Consider the following 19,212-nt stretch of genomic DNA (forward strand, 5'->3'; position numbering starts at 1 on the left):
CCATCGAAAGGAATGTCGCATGAGCGCGCTGCGCTTTGCCGCCATCGGCCTCAATCACGATCATATCTACGGCCAGGTCAACGTCATGCTGCGGGCCGGCGCCGAACTCGTCGCCTTCCATGCGGCGGAGGACGATCTCGCCGCTATCTTCGCCGGGCGCTTTCCGCAGGCGAAACGCGTCGCCGACAAACGCGAAATCCTGGAGGACAACTCCATTGCGCTGATCGTCAGCGCCGCCATTTCCAGCGAGCGCGCCGGCCTTGCCATCGAGGCCATGCGCCACGGCAAGGACGTGATGCTCGACAAACCCGGGATGGTGACGCTGGATCAGCTGGCGGACGTGCGAAAGGTACAGGCCGAAACCAAGCGCATCGTCTCCATTCTCTATTCCGAACATTTCGAGACGGCATCGACCGTCAAGGCCGGCGAGCTGGTGAAGGCCGGCGCCATCGGCAAGGTCATCCACACGACCGGCCTTGGCCCGCACCGGCTGCGCAAGCCGACCCGGCCGGACTGGTTCTTCGATCGCAAGCGCTATGGCGGCATCATCACCGACATCGCCTCGCATCAATGCGAACAGTTCCTGTTTTTCGCAGGCTCGCTGGAAGCCGAGGTGCTGTCGGCGACGGCGTCCAACCGCGCCAATCCCGATACACCTGGCCTGCAGGACTATGGCGATTTTCATCTGCGCACGCCTGATGTCACCGGCTATGTCCGCGTCGACTGGTTCACACCGGACGGTCTTTCCACCTGGGGCGACGGCCGCCTCTTCATTCTGGGCACCGAAGGCACGATCGAGCTGCGCAAATATATCGACGTCGCCGGCCGGCCCGGCACCGATCATCTCTTTCTCACCGACCGCAAGGGCATGCAGCATATCGACTGCACCGGCTTCGACCTGCCCTACGGCCGCCAGCTTGCCGCCGATATAAGAGACCGCACCGAAACGGCGATGGGCCAGGAACATTGCTTCAAGGCGATGGAGCTGGCGCTGAAGGCGCAGGCACTCGCCGAAGCAACATCGCTCAAGAACATTCAGAGGTAATTGCGTTATGTCCGACATCAAGAAAGTCGCGATTATCGGCCTCGGCATCGGCCGCTCGCACATTATCGAAGGCTATCTGCCTCACTCTGATCGTTTCGAAGTTGCCGCTCTCTGCGATCTCAACGAGGAACGCCTGAACTCGGTCGGCGATGAATTCGGCATCGGCAGGCGCCTCAAGGATTTCTCCGAAGTCCTGAACATGCCCGATATCGACATCATCGACATCTGCACGCCGCCGGGCTCGCATTTCCAGCTCATCATGCAGGCGCTTGCGGCCGGCAAGCATGTAGTCTGCGAAAAGCCGCTCGTCGGCTCTCTCGCCGATATCGACGCCGTCATTGCAGCCGAGAAGACGGCCAAAGGCCGGCTGATGCCGATCTTCCAGTATCGCTATGGCGACGGTATCCAGAAGGCCAAGCGCATCATCGACGCCGGTATCGCCGGCAAGCCCTATATTGCGACTTCGGAAACGCACTGGGTCCGCGGCGCCGACTATTATGCGGTCCCCTGGCGCGGCAAGTGGGAGACCGAGCTCGGCGGCGTGCTGATGACGCACTCCATTCACCTGCATGACATGCTGACCTATCTGATGGGGCCGATCGCAGGGCTCTTCGGCCGCGTCGCAACCCGTGTCAACGACATCGAGGTGGAGGACTGCGCCAGCGCCAGCCTGCTGATGGAAAACGGCGCGCTCGCCACCATCAGCGCCACGCTCGGCTCGCAGGAGCAGATCAGCCGCCTGCGCCTCTGCTTCGAAAACGTCCTGATCGAGAGCAATCACGAGCCCTACAGCCCCGGCCAGGATCCCTGGAAGATTATTCCGGCCAATGACGAAATTGCCGCGAAGATCGATGCGCTGCTGGCCGGCTGGACACCGATCCCGATCCGCTTCAACACGCAGATGAGGCTGTTCCACGATGCGCTGGTATCAGGCGGTCCGCTGCCGGTGACCACGACCGATGCTCGCCAGGCCTTGGAACTGGTCACCGCATTCTATGAATCGTCGGAAACGCGCACCGAAGTCCGCTTCCCTGTCGGGCCGGAAAGCGCAAAATACAAGAGCTGGAGGCCGGCATGAGTGTTGCCCCGCGAGCCATCAGAACCAACAAGGAGGAAGCGCCCATGGCGACAAGCGTATCGCTGCAGAAGGTTATCAAGCGCTATGGCGAGCTTCAGGTGGTTCACGGGATCGACCTGGAAATCGAGCCGGGCGAATTTACCGTCTTCGTCGGCCCTTCCGGCTGCGGCAAGTCCACGCTGTTGCGCATGATCGCCGGCCTCGAGCCGATTTCCGGCGGCGGGCTCTATCTCGACGGCAGCCGCATGAACGATGTCCCTGCCTCCAAGCGCGGCATCGCCATGGTCTTTCAGTCTTATGCGCTCTACCCGCACATGACCGTCTACAAGAACCTTGCCTTCGGCCTCGAAACCGCCGGCATGAAGAAGCATGAGATCCAGCCGCGCGTCGAAAAGGCGGCCGAGGTCCTGCAGATCACGCAATTGCTGCAGCGCAAGCCCAAGCAGCTTTCGGGCGGTCAGCGCCAGCGCGTCGCGATCGGCCGCGCTATCGTGCGCGAGCCGAATATCTTCCTCTTCGACGAGCCGCTTTCGAACCTTGATGCCGAGCTGCGCGTGCAGATGCGCGTCGAGATCGCCCGCCTGCACCAGCGTCTCGGCAACACGATGATCTACGTGACCCACGACCAGACCGAGGCCATGACCATGGCCGACAAGATCGTCGTGCTGAACGGCGGCAAGATCGAACAGGTCGGGGCACCGCTCGACCTCTACAACAAGCCGAAGAACAAGTTCGTCGCCGGCTTCATCGGCTCACCGAAAATGAATTTCCTCGACGCGAAAATCGTCGGCTCCGACGACGGCTCCGCCGTCATCGATCTCGCCGGTCAGACCGTTCGCCTGCCGCGCCGGCTGGGCGGTCTCCAGCCGGGGCAGCCCGTCACCCTCGGCGCCCGTCCGGAACATCTGAATGTCGGCGATCGCGGCCTGTCACTCGGCGATGCCCGCGTCGATCTCGTCGAGCATCTGGGCGGCCAGACGATCCTCTATGTCACCCTGCATGGCGGCCAGGCACTGACGATCGCGCTGGAAGATCAACAGGCGATCCGCGCCGGAGAAACCGTCAGTATCCATATCGATCCCGAGCGCTGCCATCTGTTCGGGCCTGATGGGGTGACGCTGTAGTTAGGGCTGGCGCAAAACCTATCTCGCCCGCCAGGGGCGAGATAGATCTCCGCACCTTTTCACACCTCAACGATCCGCCGGCTGCCGATGGTGCGGATCTGGCCCATCGGAATAGCATCGGCCGGAACGCCTTCCCGCCGATACAGCCGAAGCCGTCTGCTGCCCGGCGCAAGATGGAACCAGTCATCCGCCGCCCGATAGGCTTCCAGATCGATCTGTACCGATTGCGCCAGCCGGTCGGTGCTCAGATCAAGAAACCAATCCTCGCCATCCTGCGCCGCCGACGCCTTAATCTCGGCATCGCGGAACGCCTTGGTTCGCCCAAGCGGGAAGTAAAAGGCCTGGGCGATCAGCGCCCCCGTTGCTGGCGCCGTCAGCCGCGCGACCGTGACATCGTGCGACGGCGGACCGAAACGGAAGGCGTAGGTCGTGTCGAAAAAGGCGCCGAAAAGATCAGTGCAGGCTATCTTTTGTTTGCCACGCGCTTCGAGCACCAGATCGCGGCCACCGCCGACCACGACCTGACGGCCGTCGCGCAGGCAGGAAACCTCGAGTGTCAGATCAAGCGCGGCATCGCTCTCGTTGATTATATGCACGTCGAGACCATTGGTGCCCTCGTCCGTCAGCAGCACCTGAACCGGCCGGAAAGCCCGGCGCAGCCCATACCAGACCGGCTTCGGCTCGCCGGTCGAGTCGATCACGCCCCAGCCGGCGCCGGGAAGCAGGTCCTGCAACGTCCAGACGAGCGCGCCGTTGCAGCCGGAACCATGGCGGCGCCACTCGGCGTAGGTCTCTTCGACGACTTCGCCGGTCACCGCCCGCGAGAGATTGAGGTAAAGATCCGGATCTTCCCGCCGCAACCGGTTGGGCTCGAAGCCGTAAAGCTCCTGAAGATAATGATCGCGCACATCCTCGAAATCCCAGGATGCGCCGCGATCACGCGGCACGCGCTCTTTCCATAGCGGGCTATGGACTGCGGGAACCGGCAGATGCTGGCCAAGCGTGCGGGCTTGCGGCACATGCGCAAAAGCCAGGCTCTCGGCGGCAAAGCGGATATCGGCGCGGCGCGCATCGGCGAGCGGCCGCATATAGGCGCCGACGCCGTAATAATGCGTCACGCCGGCATTCGGCGAAAACGGCATAGGGCCACCCGACGGCGAATTGACCACATAGGGCACATCGGGCCGCAGCGATTGCGCCAGCGGCGGGATGATCTCCTCGACAACAGGGCTTTTCCAGAACTGTTCGGGCAGGCCCATCATCGCCGCCTGCTGATGGATCTCGCTGCCACCGCAGAGGACCGCCAGCGAAGGCGACAGACGCGTGCGGCTCAAAAGCTGCGAAACCTCAGCTTCGACACGGGTGTTGAAGGCCTTGTCGTTCTTCGGATAGTCGAAATTGGCGAACATGAAGTCCTGCCAGACCATCAAGCCGAGTTCGTCGCAGAGACGGAAGAAGTCCGGCGTCTCATAGGCCATGGTGCCGCCGATGCGGATCATGTTCATGCCGGCCTCAGCAGCCAGCCGCAGCCAGCTTTCGTAGTCGTTGCGGCCACCTGGCAAACGCAAGATATCGGCCGTAGTCCACACAGCGCCTCGGCAGAAGATCCGCTCACCGTTGACGATCACAGCAAAATCCTGGCCATCGGCACCGCGATCGACCGACAGCCGGCGAAAGCCGGTCTGTCCAAGCGCATGCTCGACGCCATCGACGACGAGCGTGACATCATGGAGCTGCGGCACGCCATGCGTATGCGGCCACCATGGCAGCACATCGGGAATTTTCAGGATTGCGGTATAGCGCCCGGCACCATCCTTCTCGAACGCCTGCTCAGTCTCCCCGCATTTCAGCACCAGCTCGTTGATATCGCCCTCGGCCGCAAGCGAGGCGTAAAGCCTGCCTTCGCCATTCTCAAGCAGATCGGGCCGCAGCGAGAGATCGCGAATAATGGGCGCGCTCGGCCGCAGCAGCGAAATCGGCCGCCACGGGCCGACGGCCTGAACCTCCGGGCACCAGCCTGGCATATGGCCGAGCAGCGTCGTGCGCACCATCCGCAAGCCTTGCGGCGTGATCATCTGCGGCCGCCAGCGGGCGCGCGGCCCAGGTTCCGAGAGCTTCGGCTCCAAGGCACGGAAGCAAAGCACCAGCTCGTCGCCGCCAAGCAGAGTGACGTCGACGTCATGGGCCTCGAACATGCTTTCGGAAACGAGGATTTTCTGGCCATTGAGGAAGACTTCGCAAAGCGTCGCCAGCCCCTCGAGCCGCAAGACCGCCTCGCCCGCCTCGGCATCCACCAGACGGCAGATATACCAGGCATCTCGGTCATTCAGAGGTTGAGGCTTTGCCCGGTCGAAGCGCCCGGCCTTTTCCAGCGCTTCCGCGACCGTGCCCGGCACGGGTGCCGGGATGAAGCCAGCAGTCAGCGGCACATCGGAGGGCGAGATGCAGGTGCCTGCATCCGTCAACACCAGATTCCAACCTTCGCTCAGCCGCATTCCACCGCCGAGATCCGCCAAGCGCCCGCCCATGATATCTTCCGGGGGATTACCCCCGCCCCAATATGTTCAGAAATAACCCAGCCGTATGACGATCGAACACAAGCCGATTAGAGCTTCCGTTCGAGTTCGCTCATCATGGCATCCCATGCATCGGCGGCAGGATCAAGGGCCGTGCGCAACGGCTCGAATTTCTTGCGCGTGACGGCGCGGGCGAGCTGGAACTGCACCGACTTTGCCGTCTCGGAAATTTTCCGCGCTTCACCCGCCGCGTCGGACAAATCGGCCGAAAGCCAATCGAAATGGCTGCCGGCCAGTTCGAAATTGGCGCCGAGCTGGCGCAGCGTGTTGAAAGCATATTTATGGAAGAAGCCGAAAGGCCGTTCGGCGACCGCTTCCACCTGCGCAGGGAAGACCTCCGCAAAGGCACGGATCGGATTGGCCTGCGGCCGACGACGGAAATGGAAGGACAGGAGCTGCTGTGAGGTCTGACGGATTGCAGCCTCGCCCGGTGCCTTCTCGGGAAACTTGGCAAATTCCGTATAGGGCAGGAAGGGCAGATCCTCATCCGTCAGCTGCAGCTGGAACAACCGGTCGAAATCCTCACCCGACAGCTGAAAGAACCCGCCATTGTGGAAATAGTCGAGCGTGCGGCCTTCCATATCGAGCCGGTTGATCGCCACCGTCGTCTTGCCGTGTTCGCGGCGATAGCCGACGCCCTGCGTATCCGGCATGAAGAAGGAATCCATCTCCACCAGGCAGAGCCGGCCGCGGCCGATCTGCTCGGCGACATGGTTCTCAACCTTGTCGTAGATCGCAAGCTCGGTGCAGCGCACGCCATAGAGCGCTTCCAGATCTTCGAGCGGCACCTTGAAGAAGGTGAACTGGTCACCCTCGAAATCCTGCGTTACCGTGAAGCCGAGCATGGCTTCCGGCGGCAGTTTCAGGCTCGAAAGCACCTCGATCCAGAGATCGATATAGCAGTTCGTCTCCGGCCACATGCGCTCGCTGTCGTGCAGCGCATGTGGCTTGTAGGCGGCAGGATCCAGTCCCTGAAACACGGAAGCCATGGAAGCGATCAGCCCCACAGCGTCTTGCGCACGCTCTCGGGCCATTCCTTGACGTCGAGACCGTGGGTGTGGAACAGCGCCAGTGCAATACGCTCCAGCCCGAAGCCGACGCAGGCCGTGTGCACGACGCTGCCGTCAGCAAAGTTCAGGCCCCACTTCGTGCCGAAGGCATCCTGGTGGTAGTTGAAGCTCATGCAGGCGGTCGGCTTGGCGACGGAGGTGATCGGGATCAGCAGCTCGAACTTCAGGTTCTGGTCGCGCTGGTTGTTGGCAAGCATCTTGCCGGCGCGGCCAAAGAACGGGTCGTTGGCGACGTCGATGGTCACGTCGAGGCCGACGGCCTTCATCATTTCGACACCGCGATCCATCCAGCTCTGGCGGAAATCCGTCACATGCTTTTCGCTGCCCATGCAGACATATTCGCGCATGCGGAAGAGCTGCTGGCGGGCCGGGTCCTTGGACGGCTCGTGGCGGAAGCAATAGGACTGCAGGTCGTAGAGCGCGCCGTTTTCCGGAATGGCGCCGCGCTTGGCAACCGTCGGATAGAGTGGATAGCAGGCTGCCGGCGTCAGCACGATATCGGTCGCCTGCTGGTCTTTCGTCCAGTCGTCGCCGACTTCCATGCACTTCAGCAGGCTCATATGGTCGAGCTCGTTGCCGCAGAAGCTGTGCACCGTGCCGGCGAGCTGCGGGAAGCTCTTCATGTAGCCGCTCGTCTCGAAAAAGGCGCGGTTCATGCCGGGTGGAAAGCGGATGGCTTCGGCGCCATCGGCACCGCCGAATTTGTCGATCAGACGCTCGAAGGCGGAAATGACGTCTTCGAACTGGCCGCTACGGCCATAGAGCCCGTCAACGCCGGTATCGATCAGCAGACCGGAATCGAAAAGACGGTCGAGAAACGAGGATTGCATATCCATGACGGTTACCCCAACAGGCTGGTATCTTGTTTGTGGACGAGCAGCATGGTCGACGTATTGCCGAGGATGCGGTCGTTCGAGATCATCAATTGCGCCGAATGCGCGTCGCGCAGATGGCGGCCGAGGCTAAAGGGCGTACCGTTCTTGTAGCCCATGATGCCGCAGATCAGCATCGCATGGTTGATAATCGGCAGGATCATTTCCGACGATGCGATCTTGACGTTGTTCATCGCCACGGCAAAACCCATCGACGACAGGCGATCGGCATCGAGCTTCGCTTCTTCATAGGCCTTCAGCCCCGCGACCACATTGGACTTCACCATCTGCAGCATGCTGGAGGCTTCGGCGAGACGCAGCGCGCCGGGCGGCGGTGCGCCGGGAGACTTGCGGGCAGCGGCGCGGACGAAGGCCTGGGCGCGGGAAACAGCATCGGCGGCAATGCCGTACCAGACGCCGCTCCAGAGAAGATGCGAGCTTGCCAGCATCGATTGCGCGGCAATCTCGGCAAACGGTTTCGGCAGGATCTGCTTGGCCGGAGCCTCGCCCTTGAACAGGAAGCCGTCGGAGCAGGTGCCGCGCATGCCGAGCGTATTCCACTCGACCGTGCGCTTGATGTCGTATTGATCCCTAAGGAAGCAGGTCAGCACCTGATCGGACGACGCCGCCTCTGCATGGCTGCGCGAGGTGATCAGGATGGCATCGGCATGCGCGCCATAGGAGATGACGGTCGCATCCTTCTCAAGATAGCAGGTGTCGCCTTCGACCTTGATCGCGCAAATGCTGTTGCGCAGATTGCCGCCGATCCCGCCTTCGGTCGTTGCCGAAGCCAGAAGCAGCTGCTCGCTTGCGATACGGCGCATGAAGTCGCGGTGCCATTCGCTTTCGGCACCATGCTCGACCAGGCTCGAAAGCTTGATGTGATGCATGGCAAAGACCATGGCGCTGGCCGCACAGGCCTGACCGAGGATCGAGCACAGCTCGGCAATTTCCGTGGTCGATGCACCCTCGCCGCCAAATGCCGCAGGGATCTGGATGGAAAGCAGCTTCTCGGCGCGCATGGCGTCGACAGCTTCGCGTGGGAACCGGCCTTCGGCATCGACGGCATCGGCGTGTTGGCTGGCGATCGCTGCGACGCGGGCGGCACGCACTGCCGCTCCCTCGCCCGTCCCAACCTCAAGCAAAGCGACCGCGGCAGTCATCACGCAACCTTTCTGCCGTCCAGAATCATGCCGACGGTTCTTTCGATCGCGGCGATACTGGCGAAGGACTTGCGGTTCAGCAGGTTGTCGGGAAACTCGATGTCGAAGGCTTCCTCGATGCCGAGCATCAACTGCACGGAAGCGAAAGAAGACAGTCCCGTCGCATAAAGATCGGCTTCGTCCTCAATCTGATCGACAGCAACAGGGAGCGCACCGAACTTGGCCAGCAAATCGCGAATCGTCTTGTTCATAGTCTAGTCCCTTCTGGCAATTGCAAGCATAACCGCAGTTACGCAGTCTTATTGTTCGCCAAGAAGTAACAGGTAAAATAGAACATTCCGCTAACCGACGTGGTAAATGCAACCGACTTATACTTCGTAGGAAAAGTCTATATTTGATATTTATCCGATTGGAGTTTACCACGCGTAAAGCATGCAACTTGCCGTTTACGCACGAATATTCATAATTACTAATATTCTGTTCCGATAGCTTTAGGAGAGGGCGGTGCCCGCAATAAGGTTAACGGGTCAACTCGCCATTACGTTTTATTCGAAAAATCTCATAACAATCTTAGCGTCAGTACAAGCGTAAGGTAAAAGGGCCGAATCTAGGCCTCGGGCGGATAGATATGATCGCCGCCGCGATAGTCTGAAACCGAATAGCAGCCTTCGCTCAACTGGCGAACCGAACTCTCGCCGATATCCGCCTTGCCGTAACCACCTGGAATATCAAGTATATAAGCAGGTTGGCAAAGGCCTGAAATGCGCCCACGCAGAGCGGCAACGATCGCCTGTCCCTCGGCGATGGTCACACGGAAATGGCTGGTGCCGGGTGCAAGGTCGGGATGATGCAGGTAGTAGGGCTTCACCCGCGTTTCGACGAAGACCCTCATCAAGGCCGCCAGCACGTCGGGATCGTCGTTTACACCCTTCAGCAACACCGACTGGCTGACCAGCACGATCCCCGCATCGACGAGCCGGGCACAGGCGGCCCGCGCCTCATCCGTCAGCTCCCGAGGATGATTGGCATGCAGAGCCACATAAACGGTCTTGCCGCTCGCCTTCAGCGCCGCGATCAACGCCGCGTCGATCTTCGCCGGATCGACGACAGGAACGCGCGTATGGAAGCGAACGATCTTCACATGATCGATATCGGCAAGCTGCTGCAGAATCTCTTCCAGCCGCCGCGGCGAGAGAATAAGCGGATCCCCGCCGGTGAGGATGACTTCCCAGATCTCTTTATGATTGCGGATATAGGCAAAAGCACCATCCAATGCGTCGCCATCCAGCGTTCCGAGCCCCTGCGGCCCGACCATCTCGCGCCGGAAACAGAAGCGGCAATAGACCGGACAGACATGCACGGCCTTCAGCAGCACACGGTCCGGATAGCGATGCACGATGCCTTCGACCGGGCTATGGGCGTGATCGCCGATCGGATCGGCGCGCTCCTCAGGCGTGACGACCAATTCGGCCGCATCGGGCACGAACTGCCGGGCGATGGGATCGGCGGGATCGGCCGGGTCGATCAATCGCGTGACGGCCGGCGTCAGGGCGACTGCATATCGCTCGGCCACCGCCTCCAGTGCGACCGCCTGGCCGGCATCGATCAATCCGGCGCGCTCCAGTTCGCCGATAGTCCGGATCGGACGCATCACGTTCATGCGCCATACTCCGTAACCGGCGCCCACAGCACCTGCTCGATCCGCGAAGCGCCCGTTGCCAGCATGACAAGCCGGTCGAAACCGAGCGCAATACCGCTCGCCTCCGGCATGACGGCGAGCGCTGCCAGAAAATCTTCGTCCAGCGGATAGGTCTCTCCATAGACGCGCTGCTTTTCCGCCATCTCGATCTCGAACCGGCGCCGCTGCTCCCCGGCATTGGTGAGCTCGCCGAAGGCATTGGCAAGCTCGACGCCGCAGGCATAAAGCTCGAAGCGCTCGGCAACGCGGTGATCCGCAGCCGAAGGCCGGGCAAGTGCCGCTTCGGAAACGGGATATTCATCGAGGATCGTGGCGCGGCCGAAGCCGAGATTGGGCTCGACCTTCTCGACCAGCACCCGGCTGAAGAGATCCTGCCAGAGGTCGTCGTCGGCAACGCGTATGCCGACACGGCGCATATCCGCCGCCAGCCGCTCGCGATCGGTCGATCCGTCGAGACCGATGGACGCAAAGAGGTCGATGCCGGCATAGCACTCGAAGGCGGCTGCCACGCTGATGCGCTCCGGCTGCAGGAACGGGTCGGTCTCGGCACCGCGATAGGTGAGTTTCTTCGCCCCAACGGTCTCGGCCGCAAGCGCCAGCAGTGCCGAGCAATCGGCCATTAGCGTCTCGTAATTCTCCCCTGCCCGATACCATTCCAGCATGGTGAATTCCGGATGGTGCAGCGGCCCGCGCTCGCGGTTGCGATAGACATGGGCAAAGCAGGCAATGCGCTCTTCACCGGCCGCAAGCAGCTTCTTGCAGGCGAATTCGGGCGACGTGTGCAGGTAGAGAGGCGATGCTCTGCCGTCCGTCGTCAGCCCCTCTGTCCTGAAAGCATGAAGATGCGCCTCGTTGCCGGGCGACACCTGCAGCGTCGCCGTATCGACCTCGATGAAATCGTTGCGCGCGAAGAACACGCGCATCGCCGCCTGGATCGCGTTGCGCCCGATGAGGAACGGCCGCCGATCGGCATGGACATTGCGGGTCCACCAGGGGGACGCTTTGCTCGTCGTTGGCTTCATTCCTAGCTTTCTTCGGGGCGCAAGCCGCGTTGGGGGTGGCAATTTCCATTGATTTAGGGTAGTTGCGCCCCCAAGCAAACAATTGCTGCGTCTCGGAGAGCATTTCGACAGTCCCTCTACGACGCAAAACGCAGCGTTACAAGGAAGTCTTATGGTCAAGGTCATCGCCTCTTCGGTCCGCAAGGGCAACGTTCTCGACGTCGACGGCAAGCTCTACGTCGTTCTCACCGCCCAGAACTTTCATCCGGGCAAGGGCACTCCGGTCACCCAGGTCGACATGCGCCGCATCGTCGATGGCGTGAAGGTCTCCGAGCGCTGGCGCACCACCGAGCAGGTCGAACGCGCCTTCGTCGAAGACGTGAACTTCCAGTATCTCTATGAAGACGGCGAAGGCTTCCACTTCATGAACCCGGCCACCTACGACCAGGTCGTTGTCGACGTCGAAACCATGGGCGACCAGAAGGCCTACCTCCAGGAAGGCATGACCTGCATCCTGTCGATCCACGAAGGCATCCCGCTGGCGCTCGAACTGCCGCGCCACGTCACGCTGGAGATCACCGAGACCGAGCCGGTCGTCAAGGGCCAGACGGCATCCTCTTCCTACAAGCCCGCCATGCTGTCGAACGGCATCCGCACCCTGGTGCCGCCGCACATCAACGCCGGCACCCGCGTCGTCATCGCCACGGAAGACAATTCCTATGTCGAGCGCGCCAAGGACTGAGCCTTAACCTCTTGCTTGCATGAAAACGCCTCGTCCTTGGACGGGGCGTTTTTGGTTTTGAGCGAATTGAAGCCACACCAGCGCCGCCGACGCCTGCAAGGCCGCGCTATCGCGTATTGGCTTTCTTCTCGTTCTTCAGGTCCGCATCGGCAGATTCGGAAGGCGTATCTATTGCGGTGCTTTGCTCTTGCAGGGCGAGAGCCTGCATATGCAGGACACGCGGCGACAGCGCATGCACATAAGCGTCCGAGCGGCCGATATAGATCATCGTCACATCGGCAAGGTCCGCCAGCATGGCGCAGGCCGCTGCTTGAACTTCGGCCTCCAGTCCTTCGAAGGCGTCGTCAAGAATGATCCATTTCGGCTTTGCCAGCAGCAGATGCGCAAAGCCGACGGCCTTCTGCTCCTCGGTATCCAGCAACCGGTCCCAGCGGGCTTGCGTGTCGAGGCGGCTCTTCAGGCGGCCGAGGCCCACTTTGTCCATGACGGCATCGACGGCGGCATCGTCATAGGCATCCGTATCGTCCGGGAAGCAGATTGCCTCCCTGAGCGTACCAGTCGGCACATAGGGCGTATGCGGCACGAACAGCATATCTTCCATCGGCGGCAGGCTGACCGTTCCGGCACCGCTATACCATTGATGCGCCAGCACCTCGAACAGCAATCTCCGGTTCACGCCATGATCGCCGTTGATCATGATGTGCTCGCCGGCATTGATCGTGATCGTGCCCTCGGAGATCCGGAAACCGTTCTCCGTGGCCTCGTCATTGGTCTTCGTCGAAACCTCCAGGTCGGTCCACACCATCGTGCCCGGAGCTGCCCTGTCGAAGACGAGGGTATGCGGCATCGGCGTCTTGTCGTCCATTTCCGTCAGCGCCTGACGGAAATCGGTGACGCGCATCAAGGTCGCACGCCATTCCGCGATGGGTCCGAAATTGGCAACATACCAGCGCAGGGCCGAATTGACTTGGTTGAATGCGCCGACCGCCACCATGAGCTGGCCGAAGGTGAGTCCGCCGGAGAAATAGGCAGGTGCCGCCACCAGGATCGGGATGATCAGCACCAGCCAGCCGTAACCGGCGGAAACCCAGGTGAGGTTGGTATTGGCGATGGCGAGCTGGCGGATGACGGCGAGCACGGCTGATATATCGAGATTGATGCGCCGGCGCTCGTTCTCTTCGCCGCCGGCAATGGTGATCGCCGGCATATGTTCGTTGGCATGCATGAGCGCGAAGCGCAGCTCGGCTTCCTTCGAATAGCGGTCGGCATTCAACCGCACCAGCCGGCGGCCGACGAACTGGCTGAGGAAGGATGCCGATCCGGCATAAAGAATTGCCGCCCAGACCATGTAGCCGGGGATGGAGAAGCTCGCGCCCTTGAAATGGAAGACCATGCCGCTCGACAGCTCCCAAAGGACGCCGATGAAGCTCAAAAGCAGGATCGTCGCCTGTACGAGACCGATGGCAAGGCCCGTCGTGCTTTCGGCAAGATTGCGCGCATCCTCGTGCAAACGCTGATCGGGATTGACGCCGATGAGACCGGAAGAGGCAAGGCGAAGCGCGCGCTTGGCCTGCAGCCACTGGTTCACCAGATCTCTCGCCAGTCCCTCACGCATGTAGAGCGCCGTCATCTGGTTCAGCCAGGCCTGGATGACGTTGAGAACCAGAAGCGAGCCGGCGATGATGCCGAAGACGCCGAGCTGGTGGAAGAAGGCGGAGATATCGCGCCGCGCCAACGAATCGTAAAACGGAGCGTTCCAGCTGTTCAGCAGCACCTGGACGTATGCGGTGACCAGGATAATCACGAAAAGCGCCACAGTCAGCGAAATGATCTTGATGCGGACCGGTGAGTTCCAGAACGCCGAGAACATCATTCGCAGCCGAAAGAAAAGGCTGAAATCGTATCCGACCTGCTCGTTGCCTTGCATATTCGGCTTGGCTTGCGCTTCAACTGCCATCAGCACTTCCCTGCGACGCACATCCCCTCAGTTAATCATGACCCGCCCTCATGTCCATCCTTGTGGCGGATCGGTGAGATCACGTCCCTATATACACGTTTTCGCGTCTTGAACCGAATTAGGTCAGCAATTAGCTTGCCCTTGAAAGATTGAGAAAGCCTTCCGATGCAATTTCAAGGAACCGCCGACTACATCGCCGACAAGGACCTGATGGTCGCCGTCAACGCCGCCATCCGGTTGGAACGACCCTTGCTGGTAAAGGGTGAGCCGGGCACAGGCAAGACCGAACTCGCCCGCCAGGTGGCGTCAGCGCTCGGCCTCGAGATCATCGAGTGGAACATCAAGTCGACCACCAAGGCACAGCAGGGCCTCTACGAATACGATGCCGTATCGCGCCTGCGTGACAGCCAGCTCGGCGACATTAGAGTTCATGATGTCGGCAACTATATCAGGCAGGGCAAGCTTTGGCAGGCCTTCACCGCGCCGAAAAAATGCGTGCTGCTGATCGACGAGATCGACAAGGCCGACATCGAGTTTCCGAACGATCTACTGCAGGAACTCGACCGCATGGAGTTCCATGTCTATGAGACCGGCGAAACCGTCCAGGCCGCTATCCGCCCGATCGTCATCATCACGTCGAACAACGAGAAGGAATTGCCGGACGCCTTCCTGCGCCGCTGCTTCTTCCACTATATCCGCTTCCCCGACATGGAGACGCTGGCGCGCATTGTCGACGTGCATTATCCCGGCATCAAGCAGGCGCTGGTGCACGCCGCCCTGACGCAATTCTTCGAAATCCGCGATGTGCCGGGCCTGAAGAAAAAACCCTCGACCTCCGAGGCCCTTGATTGGATCCGCCTCCTCGTCGCCGACGACGTCGATCCCGCCACCCTGCGCGCCGATGCGAAGAACGCGCTGCCGAAACTGCATGGCGCATTGCTGAAGAACGAGCAGGACGTCCACCTGTTCGAGCGGCTTGCCTTCATGGCGCGTGGGCAAGGGAAATAGGACGGCTCTGACCGGAAAGCCTTCTTGAACATCTGTAAGCGGCAACCGACATCAGAACACGGCCGCCAGCCCCGCAAAGCTTGGCCATTGACCCGCCGCATCAGCAGGTTTATGCATCTCTCCTCGTGGTGATTTGGCCGGCCGGCTTGCAGCCACGTTAAACAACTCGCTAAAGGGCCGCGTGCGGACCGGTAGCGATTCTTATCGCGGCCGGTTTTTTTGTATTTGGTCGAGTGAAACGATGCCCATCAGAATTCCCGATACGCTGCCCGCGTTTGAAACCCTCCAGAACGAGGGTGTGCGGGTGATGACCGAAACGGTGGCGTTCCGTCAGGATATCCGCCCCCTTCAGATCGGGCTCCTCAACCTCATGCCGAACAAGATCAAGACCGAGGTCCAGATGGCGCGCCTGGTCGGCGCATCGCCGCTGCAGGTGGAATTTTCGCTGGTGCGCATCGGCGCACACAAGGCCAAGAACACCTCCGAGGAGCATCTGCTCTCCTTCTATGAGACCTGGGACGAAGTGAAGCATCGCAAGTTCGACGGCTTCATCATCACCGGCGCGCCGATCGAGCTGCTCGAATATGAGGACGTGACCTACTGGGACGAAATGCAGCAGATCTTCGAGTGGACGGCCACCAACGTCCATTCGACGCTCAACGTCTGCTGGGGCGCCATGGCGGCGATCTACCACTTCCACAAGGTGCCGAAGTATACGCTGAAGGAAAAGGCTTTCGGGGTGTACCGCCACCAGAACCTGAAGCCCTCCTCCGTCTATCTCAACGGCTTTTCCGACGATTTCGCCGTGCCGGTCTCGCGCTGGACGGAGGTGAAGCGCGCCGACATCGAGAAGGTGCCCGGCCTGCAGATCCTGATGGATTCGAGCGAGATGGGCGTCTGCCTGGTGCACGAACAGGCCTGCAACCGGCTCTACATGTTCAATCACGTGGAATATGATTCCACGTCGCTTGCGGACGAATATTTCCGGGACGTGAATGCCGGCGTGCCGATCAAGATGCCGCACAACTACTTCCCGCACAACGACCCGGAAATCCCGCCGCAGAACCGGTGGCGCAGCCACGCGCACCTGTTCTTCGGCAACTGGATCAACGAGATCTACCAGACCACGCCGTATGATGTGGAGGAGATCGGCCAGGAAAGGACTTGAGGCTTGTTCATTCCCTTCTTCCTGAAACTGAAGGAAGCGAAGGTTCCGGTGACGCTCCGGGAATTCCTGTCGCTGCTCGAGGGGATGGAAGAGGGGATTGCCGACTATGACGTCGAGGCCTTCTACTATCTGGCGCGCACGACGCTCATCAAGGACGAGCGCTTCATCGATCGCTTCGATCAGGTCTTTGCCGATTATTTCCGTGGCGTGGAAGCGATCGGCGGCAATGCCGACGCCGTTGAAGCGACCGCCATACCCGAGGAATGGCTGCGCAAGCTCGCCGAACGGCATCTGACCGAAGAGGAAAGAAGAGAGATCGAGGCTCTTGGTGGCTTCGACAAGCTGATGGAGACGCTGCGTGAGCGGCTGGCCGAGCAAAAGGGCCGGCATCAGGGCGGCTCGAAATGGATCGGCACGGCCGGCACTTCGCCCTTTGGCGCCTATGGCTACAATCCGGAAGGCGTCCGCATCGGCCAGGAAACCTCGCGCCATCGCCGCGCGGTCAAAGTCTGGGATCGCCGCGATTTCCAGAATCTCGACGACAGCGTCGAACTCGGCACCCGCAACATCAAGGTGGCGCTGAAGCGTTTGCGCCGCTGGGTGCGCGAGGGCGCCGCCGAGGAACTCGATCTCTCCGGCACCATCCGCTCCACCGCCGAGCATGGCTATCTCGACGTCCAGACGCGGCCGGAGCGGCGCAACGCCGTCAAACTCCTGATGTTCTTCGATGTCGGCGGCTCGATGGACGATCATATCCGCGTCGTGGAAGAGCTGTTTTCCGCCGCACGATCAGAGTTTCGCCATATGGAATATTTCTACTTCCACAACTGCCTCTATGAAGGCGTGTGGAAGGACAATCGCCGCCGGCGCGTCGATATCACGGCCACAACCGATCTCATCCGCACCTTCGGCCCCGACTATCGCGTCGTCTTTGTCGGCGACGCCTCCATGAGCCCCTACGAAATCAACCATCCGGGCGGCTCGGTGGAACACTGGAACAAGGAATCCGGCGAGACTTGGCTCGCTCGCATGACCGGCCATTTCCGCAAATGCATCTGGCTGAACCCAGTGCCCGAAAACTACTGGGGCCATACCACCTCGATCTCCATCATCCGCCGCCTGATGAGCGACCGCATGTATCCGCTGACGCTCGGCGGGCTGGAAAGGGCGACGAAGGAATTGTCACGCTGAGCATTGCCTTCGCTCGATGACTTCAGCCCTATCGCCGCCGCACCAGGGAATGTCTATGCGCCTGCGTTGCGATAGGCTGCGACAGAGAGCCAGATTGCCGAAAGCAGGAAGTAGAATGCGCCGAACGCCACATAGGGAGTGATGTCCAGGATCGTCGGCGCTGCCGTGCCAAGCGATCGGCTGATCATGAATCCGCCGGCAAGGGCCGATTGGGCGCCACTCAGGATCATCACCCATTGTGCGCCATAATGACGCCAGCGCCTTACCCCTGTGTACAGCTGCAGCAGACCGGAAAAGATCGCCCAAATCCCGAACACCGCCAGAACGGCATAGGTGCCGTTGCTGACCGCAACGATCACCGCAAGCGCGGTGATCGTGCTGACGACGACGTTCAGCGCTTGAGAGGAGTTGGCTTTCAGACCGCCGTTTGCCCGAGCGTCAACCAGATTGGCGAGAGCGTCCCATGCCGGGTAGATCACGAGCAAAAACGCGACGGCACCGAGTTGCCCGCGCAAAAGAATGGCGGCGACAATCCAGGCGACGGAGAAAAGCGCACGCACGAAATAATAGGATCGCAGCCAGTTGGACTGGCTCAGAGAGTTGCTTGACATTGGTAGGCTCCATTTTGAAATCTACCTACTAGTAGGAAGGTAAAATTGCGAAGTCAACCCGACGCTTGAACACCTCTTTGTGAGGGATCGGAAGCGCCGCGACATCTTGACAAACGACCTACCAGAAGGTAGGCAGCCACATGAAATCAACGGCTTCCACCTCCGAAAAAATTCTCGACACCGCGCAGTCTCTCATCGTCGCCGGAGGCTACAACGGGTTCAGCTATGCGGATATCTCGGCCGCGATCGGCATCAGAAAAGCCAGCATCCACCATCATTTCCCGACGAAGGCCGAGCTGGTCTCGGTACTGGTGGATCGCTACCGGCAGCAGGCGGAAGCGGGTCTGAATTCTCTTCGTGAACAGTTCTCAAGCCCTGCCGAACAATTGCGATCCTATGTGAATTTCTGGCAGACATGCATTCGCGATGCCTCTTTGCCCTTCTGCGTCTGCGCGATGCTTGCTTGCGAGATGCAGATGCTGCCGGAAGAGGTCGCATCCCGCGTCCGCGCCCATTTCAATAGTCTCGCACAATGGCTTGCGTCCGTGCTGAAAACCGGAGCCGAACAAGGCGTCTTCCGCTTGGACAAGCCGCCGGAACAGGAAGCCCAGATGCTGATGGCAGCGGTTCATGGGGCAATGCTCTCCGCGAGAGCTTTCAACGATCCCGGACTGTTCAGCGCGATTGTCACCCCCCAAGCCACCAGACTGCTGGCACCGGCTCGCTAAGGAACGCCCGGTCTCCTGACATCTCTGGCTTAGCCCCTCACCCCAACCCTCTCACCGCTTGCCGGGGGGAGGAAGCACTCCGGCACGCCGAAAGTTCTCCTTTCAACTGAAAGCAATCGTCCGGCACCGTCGTCCCCTCTCCCCGCAAGCGGGGAGAGGGCTAGGGTGAGGGGCAGTTG

Annotated in this window: 17 protein-coding genes and 1 riboswitch; of the genes, 8 read left to right on the forward strand and 9 right to left on the reverse strand. The window is 60.8% G+C overall.

Annotated features, from left to right (window positions below; translation table 11 throughout):
- Positions 1–19: 19 nt before the first annotated feature.
- From RHSP_RS28155 to RHSP_RS28165, 3 genes are read left to right on the forward strand one after another with little or no spacing between them, the layout of a single operon-like run.
- Positions 20–1,045, forward strand: coding sequence for a Gfo/Idh/MocA family protein (locus RHSP_RS28155; RefSeq protein ID WP_037155036.1), 1,026 nt, complete (start codon positions 20–22; stop codon positions 1,043–1,045).
- 7 nt (positions 1,046–1,052) lie between these two features.
- Complete coding sequence (locus RHSP_RS28160) at positions 1,053–2,123, forward strand: Gfo/Idh/MocA family protein (protein WP_004126916.1); 1,071 nt, start codon at positions 1,053–1,055, stop codon at positions 2,121–2,123.
- A gap of 44 nt (positions 2,124–2,167) precedes the next feature.
- Complete coding sequence (locus tag RHSP_RS28165) at positions 2,168–3,247, forward strand: ABC transporter ATP-binding protein (RefSeq protein ID WP_037155449.1); 1,080 nt, start codon at positions 2,168–2,170, stop codon at positions 3,245–3,247.
- Between the two features lie 59 nt (positions 3,248–3,306).
- Here RHSP_RS28165 and RHSP_RS28170 read toward each other — a convergent pair whose 3' ends face one another.
- The 7 genes from RHSP_RS28170 to epmA form a co-directional block, all read right to left on the reverse strand.
- Entirely contained in the window at positions 3,307–5,775 is a 2,469-nt protein-coding gene (locus tag RHSP_RS28170) for a glycoside hydrolase family 2 protein (protein WP_037155038.1), read from the reverse strand.
- A gap of 77 nt (positions 5,776–5,852) precedes the next feature.
- Entirely contained in the window at positions 5,853–6,812 is a 960-nt protein-coding gene (locus RHSP_RS28175; RefSeq protein ID WP_004126925.1) for a DUF1839 family protein, read from the reverse strand.
- Positions 6,813–6,820: 8 nt separating this feature from the next.
- A complete protein-coding gene (locus RHSP_RS28180) occupies positions 6,821–7,729 on the reverse strand; it encodes an amino acid--[acyl-carrier-protein] ligase (protein WP_004126927.1) in 909 nt (302 codons plus the stop codon).
- A 5-nt stretch (positions 7,730–7,734) separates the two neighbouring features.
- Entirely contained in the window at positions 7,735–8,928 is a 1,194-nt protein-coding gene (locus tag RHSP_RS28185) for an acyl-CoA dehydrogenase family protein (protein WP_004126929.1), read from the reverse strand.
- On the reverse strand, positions 8,928–9,179 hold the full coding sequence (locus tag RHSP_RS28190; RefSeq protein WP_004126931.1) for an acyl carrier protein: 252 nt from the start codon (positions 9,177–9,179) through the stop codon (positions 8,928–8,930). Before RHSP_RS28190 ends, RHSP_RS28185 begins: the two co-directional genes overlap by 1 nt.
- A 356-nt stretch (positions 9,180–9,535) precedes the next feature.
- Positions 9,536–10,588: a lysine-2,3-aminomutase-like protein gene (locus RHSP_RS28195; RefSeq protein WP_004126933.1), complete on the reverse strand. Its 1,053-nt coding sequence runs from the start codon at positions 10,586–10,588 to the stop codon at positions 9,536–9,538.
- Positions 10,585–11,649: an EF-P lysine aminoacylase EpmA gene (gene epmA, locus RHSP_RS28200; protein WP_037155042.1), complete on the reverse strand. Its 1,065-nt coding sequence runs from the start codon at positions 11,647–11,649 to the stop codon at positions 10,585–10,587. Before epmA ends, RHSP_RS28195 begins: the two co-directional genes overlap by 4 nt.
- Before the next feature lie 151 nt (positions 11,650–11,800).
- Between epmA and efp the strand changes: the two genes are divergently transcribed.
- On the forward strand, positions 11,801–12,370 hold the full coding sequence (gene efp / locus RHSP_RS28205; protein ID WP_004126942.1) for an elongation factor P: 570 nt from the start codon (positions 11,801–11,803) through the stop codon (positions 12,368–12,370).
- A 106-nt stretch (positions 12,371–12,476) separates the two neighbouring features.
- On the opposite strand, the gene RHSP_RS28210 is transcribed toward efp, so the two are convergent.
- Positions 12,477–14,327, reverse strand: coding sequence for an ABC transporter ATP-binding protein/permease (locus tag RHSP_RS28210; protein WP_004126945.1), 1,851 nt, complete (start codon positions 14,325–14,327; stop codon positions 12,477–12,479).
- A gap of 165 nt (positions 14,328–14,492) precedes the next feature.
- Here RHSP_RS28210 and RHSP_RS28215 point away from each other — a divergent pair, with 165 nt between their 5' ends.
- The 3 genes from RHSP_RS28215 to RHSP_RS28225 all read left to right on the forward strand — a co-directional run bounded on the left by RHSP_RS28215 (position 14,493) and on the right by RHSP_RS28225 (position 17,694).
- Entirely contained in the window at positions 14,493–15,335 is an 843-nt protein-coding gene (locus RHSP_RS28215) for an AAA family ATPase (protein ID WP_004126946.1), read from the forward strand.
- 115 nt (positions 15,336–15,450) lie between these two features.
- Positions 15,451–15,528, forward strand: a riboswitch (SAM riboswitch).
- Between the two features lie 48 nt (positions 15,529–15,576).
- Positions 15,577–16,503, forward strand: coding sequence for a homoserine O-acetyltransferase MetA (gene metA, locus RHSP_RS28220; RefSeq protein WP_037155045.1), 927 nt, complete (start codon positions 15,577–15,579; stop codon positions 16,501–16,503).
- Positions 16,504–16,506: 3 nt separating this feature from the next.
- Complete coding sequence (locus tag RHSP_RS28225) at positions 16,507–17,694, forward strand: vWA domain-containing protein (protein ID WP_004126951.1); 1,188 nt, start codon at positions 16,507–16,509, stop codon at positions 17,692–17,694.
- A gap of 53 nt (positions 17,695–17,747) precedes the next feature.
- Here the strand turns inward: RHSP_RS28225 and RHSP_RS28230 are convergent, their stop codons facing one another.
- Positions 17,748–18,305, reverse strand: a complete 558-nt coding sequence (locus RHSP_RS28230) for a DUF308 domain-containing protein (RefSeq protein ID WP_004126954.1) — start codon at positions 18,303–18,305, stop codon at positions 17,748–17,750.
- A gap of 140 nt (positions 18,306–18,445) precedes the next feature.
- Here RHSP_RS28230 and RHSP_RS28235 point away from each other — a divergent pair, with 140 nt between their 5' ends.
- On the forward strand, positions 18,446–19,033 hold the full coding sequence (locus RHSP_RS28235; RefSeq protein WP_004126957.1) for a TetR/AcrR family transcriptional regulator: 588 nt from the start codon (positions 18,446–18,448) through the stop codon (positions 19,031–19,033).
- The last annotated feature ends 179 nt before the right edge of the window (positions 19,034–19,212 follow it).

This window comes from Rhizobium freirei PRF 81 (assembly GCF_000359745.1).
GTDB lineage: Bacteria > Pseudomonadota > Alphaproteobacteria > Rhizobiales > Rhizobiaceae > Rhizobium > Rhizobium freirei.

What these genes read in the sequence shown, in the direction of transcription:
- efp (WP_004126942.1), top strand. Translation starts at nt 11,801, where the DNA reads ATGGTCAAGGTCATCGCCTCTTCGGTCCGCAAGGGCAACGTTCTCGAC.
- RHSP_RS28175 (WP_004126925.1), bottom strand. Translation starts at nt 6,812, where the DNA reads ATGGCTTCCGTGTTTCAGGGACTGGATCCTGCCGCCTACAAGCCACAT.
- epmA (WP_037155042.1), bottom strand. Translation starts at nt 11,649, where the DNA reads ATGAAGCCAACGACGAGCAAAGCGTCCCCCTGGTGGACCCGCAATGTC.
- RHSP_RS28155 (WP_037155036.1), top strand. Translation starts at nt 20, where the DNA reads ATGAGCGCGCTGCGCTTTGCCGCCATCGGCCTCAATCACGATCATATC.
- RHSP_RS28185 (WP_004126929.1), bottom strand. Translation starts at nt 8,928, where the DNA reads ATGACTGCCGCGGTCGCTTTGCTTGAGGTTGGGACGGGCGAGGGAGCG.
- RHSP_RS28160 (WP_004126916.1), top strand. Translation starts at nt 1,053, where the DNA reads ATGTCCGACATCAAGAAAGTCGCGATTATCGGCCTCGGCATCGGCCGC.
- RHSP_RS28180 (WP_004126927.1), bottom strand. Translation starts at nt 7,729, where the DNA reads ATGGATATGCAATCCTCGTTTCTCGACCGTCTTTTCGATTCCGGTCTG.
- RHSP_RS28165 (WP_037155449.1), top strand. Translation starts at nt 2,168, where the DNA reads ATGGCGACAAGCGTATCGCTGCAGAAGGTTATCAAGCGCTATGGCGAG.
- RHSP_RS28230 (WP_004126954.1), bottom strand. Translation starts at nt 18,305, where the DNA reads ATGTCAAGCAACTCTCTGAGCCAGTCCAACTGGCTGCGATCCTATTAT.
- metA (WP_037155045.1), top strand. Translation starts at nt 15,577, where the DNA reads ATGCCCATCAGAATTCCCGATACGCTGCCCGCGTTTGAAACCCTCCAG.
- RHSP_RS28235 (WP_004126957.1), top strand. Translation starts at nt 18,446, where the DNA reads ATGAAATCAACGGCTTCCACCTCCGAAAAAATTCTCGACACCGCGCAG.
- RHSP_RS28195 (WP_004126933.1), bottom strand. Translation starts at nt 10,588, where the DNA reads ATGAACGTGATGCGTCCGATCCGGACTATCGGCGAACTGGAGCGCGCC.
- RHSP_RS28170 (WP_037155038.1), bottom strand. Translation starts at nt 5,775, where the DNA reads ATGGGCGGGCGCTTGGCGGATCTCGGCGGTGGAATGCGGCTGAGCGAA.
- RHSP_RS28190 (WP_004126931.1), bottom strand. Translation starts at nt 9,179, where the DNA reads ATGAACAAGACGATTCGCGATTTGCTGGCCAAGTTCGGTGCGCTCCCT.
- RHSP_RS28215 (WP_004126946.1), top strand. Translation starts at nt 14,493, where the DNA reads ATGCAATTTCAAGGAACCGCCGACTACATCGCCGACAAGGACCTGATG.
- RHSP_RS28210 (WP_004126945.1), bottom strand. Translation starts at nt 14,327, where the DNA reads ATGGCAGTTGAAGCGCAAGCCAAGCCGAATATGCAAGGCAACGAGCAG.